Source organism: uncultured Campylobacter sp., assembly GCF_938040115.1.
Lineage (GTDB): Bacteria > Campylobacterota > Campylobacteria > Campylobacterales > Campylobacteraceae > Campylobacter_A.
Map to the genome: position 1 here is coordinate 1 of NZ_CALHXD010000153.1, position 6004 is coordinate 6004.

The following is a 6004-nucleotide window of genomic DNA, read 5'->3' on the forward strand; positions in this document are numbered from 1 at the left end:
GGCAAATGTGTTTGCCATGTACCAGACTGAAATTTTCACACCGTAAGGCTCGATAAAGGTAAACACGCGCGGCTCGACGTTTGGATTTTTGATACTGTATTGATTTCGCAGCTTGCTCATTTGCTTTTTGGCGATTTCCGTGTAGCCTTTGGAGTATTTTCGCGCAATATCTTTGATGATGTGGGCGGCTTTTTTATGGTTAGAATCAAAACTGCAAACCACGTCGATGCCGTCCCAGACGGTCTTCATGCCGTGGTGCGAGTAGTTTGCGATCAGATCGGTGAAGATATAATTATTTGGCACAAATATAATACGCCCCGCCCTACGGTTTGAGTTTACCGTGACGATCGTGACGTCCTCGTAAATAGTCATCCTAAGCAACGAGATATCGATGATGTCGCCCACGACGTCCTCTCCGTCTTTGCGCACCTTTATGCGGTCGCCGACGTGAAAACTACCGCCAAAAACCACTACCGTCCAGCCGAGCATACTCATGAACATATCTTTCATGGCAATCGCGATACCAGCGGACGCAAAGCCTAGCACCGTGACGAGATAGGTCACGTTTTCGATATAGGCAAAAAGCAAAATCATGATGATGAGCGTGATGTTTACGAGGTTTATAAATTTGTTCGCCGTATAGAGGCGCTCGTTATCCGTGATCGTCTTTTTAATTATAAATTTGAACAAAAACGAAAGCCCGATCACGACTACGATAAATATACCGATATCTAGCGCCTTTTTCATCTGCGCCTTGATGTCCTCGCTAGTGCGGTTTATCGCTTCGTTTACGCGCTTTTCGTACACACCGTAGGTGGTCTTTGCGATGTCGGCCGCGGCGTTAAATTCCGCTAGCTCCTGCCTAGCCTCGGCAAGCTCTGCTTGAAAGCGCGAGTCGTCGCTCAAATTTACGATCTGGGTTAAAATTTGCTCTTTTCTAGCTAACTCGTCGGTTGTTTTTGAAAGCCCGTCTAGTCGGCGTTTATATTCGTCTTTTTCGCTTCTGAGCTGCTTTATGTGCGAAAAGCCCGAGATCACGGCGACGGGATTGGTTATCTTTTGTAAAATTTCTATCTCGGGAGCCGTTATCATGCTAGAAAACGGCGCTTTTTGAAACTCTCTTAGAAGTTCGATCTGCTCTTTTAGCGTACTTTGTTTTTTTTGTAGCTCGAGTACTTTTTCGGTATTTTTTGCCTGTTTTTTTATCGCTGCTTCGATTTCATCGAGCTCCGCGCTTAGCTTTTGAAAGGTGTTGTAGTTTGAGTAGCGAGTCGCCCAGATGTTATCGGCTAGCTCGTCCTCGATAAAGGCCAAAGAAGCGTTTAACTCGGATAGCTGAGCTTCTTTTGTTGCGTTAAAATCGCTAGGTATATCATCTAGCGAATAAGCAAAGATCGCAAAAAATAAAATAAATAAAATTTTTCTCATTCAAACTCTCTTAAAACGTCCATCACGAGCTCGCGCGGCACGTCTTTTCGTATTTCGTATGCGCCGATACCTCGCGGCAGGATAAATTTGATCGCGGAGTTTTCCGCCTTTTTATCAAGGAAAAACGCCTCGTAAAAGCCGCTTGCGTTTGGCACCTTGTAGCTTATCGGTAGGTCAAATTTAACTAGCAGCTCCGCCACGCGCGCCTTTTGCTCCTCACTCATAAGCCCTAGCTTCACGGCTAGCGCGTTAGCCATATTCATGCCGATCGCTACTGCTTCGCCGTGCAGATATTTTTTATAGTTCGTTTCGTTTTCTATCACGTGAGCGAAGGTGTGACCGTAGTTTAGCACCGCGCGCACGCCCTTTTCGCGCTCATCGGCTTCTACGGCGGCGGCCTTTATCTGCACGCAGCGGTAGATCAAATTTTGCAAATTCGCCTCATCCGTCAAATTTGCGCTCCCCATCCACGAAAATAGCTTTTCATCAAAGGTTACGGCCATCTTTGCAGCCTCTGCAAGTCCCGCTGCAAATTCGCGCTTTTCAAGCGTCTTTAAAAACCCTGTCTCGCAATAAACGGCGCTAGGTTGATAAAACGAGCCGATCAGATTTTTGCCGAATTTATTATTTACGCCCGTTTTTCCGCCTACGCTCGCGTCCACTTGCGCTAGCAGGGTCGTGGGGATGTTTATAAATTTGATCCCGCGCTCAAAAATGCTCGCCGCAAAGCCCGCCATATCGCTCACCACTCCGCCGCCAAGCGCGATAATAACGCTGCTGCGGTCAAGGCGGCTGATGAAAAGCTGCTCTAAAATCGCCTCGATCGTTTGCATATTTTTATACTCTTCGCCGTCTGGGACGCTGACGACGAATTTTTGCGGACAATCTATGCGCGAGAGTAAATTTTGCAGATAAAGCCCGCCTACTTTTGCGTTTGTCACGATTGCGACTTTAGCGTCAAATTTAAGCTCTTTTAGCTCGTTTATATATACGCCGTAGCCAGGCTTGCCGTCAAATTTTATATCTATTTTCATCTTATTCTCCGCTTTTATTTTATCCAAAATAGCCTAATTTATCGGTATAAAAATCTGATAGTTGTCGCTAAGGCGCGCGTACAGACGGTTCATGTCGTTTGAAAACGCCGCAAACGCGTCTTTTTTACTGATCTTTTTCGTAAAAGGCACGAACTGGAGCAAATTTCGCTCTTTTTTTAGCCTTAAAATCGGATTTGAGTTTTTGTCCTCCACGACTTCGATCTTACGTCCGAAAATCTTAGCCAAACTATCAAAATGCTCCTCCATCTCCTCGTCTGCACCGCTTCGGCCGAAGTGATAAAGGGTGATGGGCATATCAAGCTGCGAGCAGCAGTCCATGATGACGGCCGATTGGCTCTCTATCTCGTCGCCAAAACCGCTGCTTAGCACCACGCCCTTTTTGATCTCGTCGATGTCGCTTTTACCGATGGCGGCGACTGGTTTTTTTAGCTCGAAAAGCAACCTTTTATGCGCGGCGAAAAATTTATTATCCGTCACCACAAGCCCGACGTCGTTTTTAAAAACATCGTCTTTTATCTGCCCTACTCCGCCTCCGAAATAATCAAACATCACTGTCGCCATCTCGTCGTTTACGGATTTTAGCTTTTCGTAGGCTAAATTTAGCGCAGGATTTACAACCTTGACGAAAAGGCGCCTATTGTTTAGCTTTTCGTGCAGCTTTAGACTCTGCTCAAGCAGCCTTATGCACAGCTTTTCGCCCATCTTTTTCATGTCTAAAAACAGATAAATGTTATGCCCAAACGGATTTGGAAACTGCCCCGTCTCTTTTTTTACGCTTCTAAATACGCTTAAAAGCACGCTTGGTTCGCCCACTATAAGCAAAACATCGCCGGGTAGGATCATTAAATTTGGCTTTGCGATCATGAAATTTGAACCGCGATAAATCATCGCTATGCGCCATTTTTTCTGCGTTATGGAACTGATGTGACGGTACATAAAGGAGCTGCCTATGGGCACCTTTACTTCCATTATCTCGCCCTTGCCAAGGCCTAGGTTGTCGGCTACTACGGGGATATCCGGTAAAAAGTCCATGAGCCTAGCCGTTAGCACCGCTCGCGCGTCCAAGACCGTTAGGTGCGAGTCGTCCTCTAGCCCGCCAAGCCCCCAAAGATCGAGCATCAAAATTTCCGTTTTTTTGCTGATTTGACGCAGGTTGTTATAGACGCTGACCGTATCAAAGCCGTCTTTTAGCATAATCATAAACTGGCTGAAATAACCGCTTACCACTTGCCTCAGCCTATCAAGGCTTGTGGGATCAAAGCGGTAAAAGGTAAAATTTTCTAAATTTACATCCGAGTAATCCTCGTCTCCGCAAGCGATAACTACGTAGTTATGCGTGCTGCTTCTGCTTACGAATAGTCTTTCTAAGAAATGTTTTGCTACAATGCCGTCCGCAACTATCAAGATATTTTTCATTAAAACTCCAAATTTAAAGGGACTATTATATCAAAATGACTTTTAGTATAGATAAAACGGACGGTGCGGCGCGCGCGGGCACGCTAACTACCGCTCACTCGACGATCAAAACGCCCGTGTTTATGCCTGTGGGTACCGTCGGCGCCGTAAAAAGCCTAGATGCCGTGGATATGATGCAAATTCTGGGCGCCCAAATCATCCTTGGCAACACCTATCACCTCTACCTTCGTCCTAGCAGCAAGGTCGTAAAGGAGCTTGGCGGCTTGCACGGCTTTACTAAATTTAACCGCTCGTTTTTAACCGATAGCGGCGGATTCCAGGCCTTTTCTCTGAGTAATATCTCAAAGCCAGGCGATGACGGCATAAAATTTAAAAGCCACATCGACGGCAGCACGCACTATTTCACGCCGTGCTCGGTGCTAGATACCCAGTACGACCTAAACTCCGACATCATGATGATCCTAGACGATCTAGTCGCGCTTCCTGCTGAAAAAAAGCGCGTGGAGCTAAGCATAAAACGCACGATAAAATGGGCGCGAGAGGCGATAGATTATCATAAATTTAAGCAAAGTAAAGGCGAAGGGCTAACGCAAAATATATTCGGCATAATCCAAGGCGGCACGGACGAGGCGGCGCGTAAATTTTGCGCCGAAGCGCTGTGCGAGATGCCTTTTGACGGGCTTGCTATCGGAGGTCTTAGCGTAGGCGAAAGCAACCAAGAGATGTATGATACCGTGCAGGCCGTGATGCCATACATCGACGCGGCGCGTCCGCGCTATCTCATGGGCGTAGGCACTCCAGAAGACCTCGTAGAAAACGTAGCCCGTGGCGTGGATATGTTTGACTGCGTGATGCCGACGCGAAACGCTCGTAACGGCACGCTATTTACGAGTTTTGGCAAGATAAATATCAAGTCCGCGAGATTTGCAACCGACCGCGCTCCGATAGATCCAGAGTGCGACTGCTACGCGTGCCAAAACTACTCGCGCGCCTATCTTAGCCACCTATACCGCGCGGGCGAGCTGACGTTTTTCCGCTTAGCGAGCTTGCACAACTTGCATTATTATCTAAATTTGATGAAACAAATGAGAGAGGCGATAATGGCAGGCGAATTTGAAAAATTTAGGCGAAATTTCTACGCCAAACGCGGTAAAGACGCGCCAAGCATATAAGGTAAAACGGTGAGCGAGCGCGATATCTCGGGGTACTTCTACGACGAGGAGTGCGAGTACGTCTATCTAGTTACGGACGGCAGCGAACAAAACTATAAATTTATCTTTAAAGACGACAAAATTTACGCCCAGGACGGCAGCGAAAGCGGCTCGCAGGAGTTTATCCGCGTAGTAAAAAAGATAACGAGCGAGTTTCGCGCCAAGATCGCCGAGCACTCCGCCCAGCTTGAAAGCTACGAGAAAATTTACGCGGGCAAGAGGGATTTTACTAAATTTATCAAAAAGCACGCGGTCTTAAAATACGAAATACGCAAATTTCAAAATAAAATTTCGCACTTTTACGAGGCTTTGGCGATCTGTCAGAACGAAAGGCCCGAGCTAAAAAAGCAGCTCAAAAACTACGTCTACGAAGCCGGCGTGCTAAAAAACGCAGCCTGCGAAAACGCCGCCAGGATAGACGATATATACGCGCATATACAGAGCCTAAAAAACGACAAAATCAACCGAAACATCTACATCCTCACGCTACTTTCGGCGCTATTTTTGCCGCTAAATTTGATCACTGGATTTTTTGGGATGAATACGAACGGGATGTTTTTAAACGGCTTTCAAAACGGCACGGCTATCGTCGCCGGATCTATGCTTGCTCTTTTTGCGACGCTAGCGGGACTGTTTTATTTTCTAGGCAAACGGCGCGAGTAAATTTGCAAAGTCATTTGCAGCTAGCTAAATTTAACTAGCCGTCAAATTCGCTGCAAATTTAACGCACCCAAAAAAACCGTGTATCAGGCGCAAGACACAGTCAAATTTACTCCGCTTTTCCCGCCGTCGCTTTATATATGCCGATTTCGTCTTGCAAAATTTTATACTTTTGCGCTAGCGCACTGATCCTGCCTTCAAGCAGCGAATTTTGCGCCTCCAGATAGTTTTTTA

The 6004-nt window shown here is 46.6% G+C and carries 5 protein-coding genes; 2 read left to right on the forward strand and 3 right to left on the reverse strand.

Annotated elements, in window-relative coordinates; all coding sequences use genetic code 11:
* From Q0314_RS05480 to Q0314_RS05490, 3 genes are all read right to left on the reverse strand, one after another.
* Positions 1–1428 (reverse strand): mechanosensitive ion channel domain-containing protein (locus tag Q0314_RS05480; protein WP_298057367.1); only part of this gene is annotated, 1428 nt, incomplete at its 3' end.
* Entirely contained in the window at positions 1425–2462 is a 1038-nt protein-coding gene (aroB, locus tag Q0314_RS05485) for a 3-dehydroquinate synthase (RefSeq protein WP_298057369.1), read from the reverse strand. The genes aroB and Q0314_RS05480, both read right to left, overlap by 4 nt.
* A 33-nt stretch (positions 2463–2495) precedes the next feature.
* Positions 2496–3899, reverse strand: a complete 1404-nt coding sequence (locus Q0314_RS05490; protein ID WP_298057371.1) for a TrkA C-terminal domain-containing protein — start codon at positions 3897–3899, stop codon at positions 2496–2498.
* Positions 3900–3934: 35 nt separating this feature from the next.
* Between Q0314_RS05490 and tgt the strand changes: the two genes are divergently transcribed.
* Positions 3935–5071 (forward strand): tRNA guanosine(34) transglycosylase Tgt, encoded by a 1137-nt coding sequence (tgt, locus tag Q0314_RS05495; protein ID WP_298057372.1) that lies wholly within the window; start codon positions 3935–3937, stop codon positions 5069–5071.
* Positions 5072–5080: 9 nt separating this feature from the next.
* Positions 5081–5773: a CorA family divalent cation transporter gene (locus tag Q0314_RS05500; RefSeq protein ID WP_298057373.1), complete on the forward strand. Its 693-nt coding sequence runs from the start codon at positions 5081–5083 to the stop codon at positions 5771–5773.
* The last annotated feature ends 231 nt before the right edge of the window (positions 5774–6004 follow it).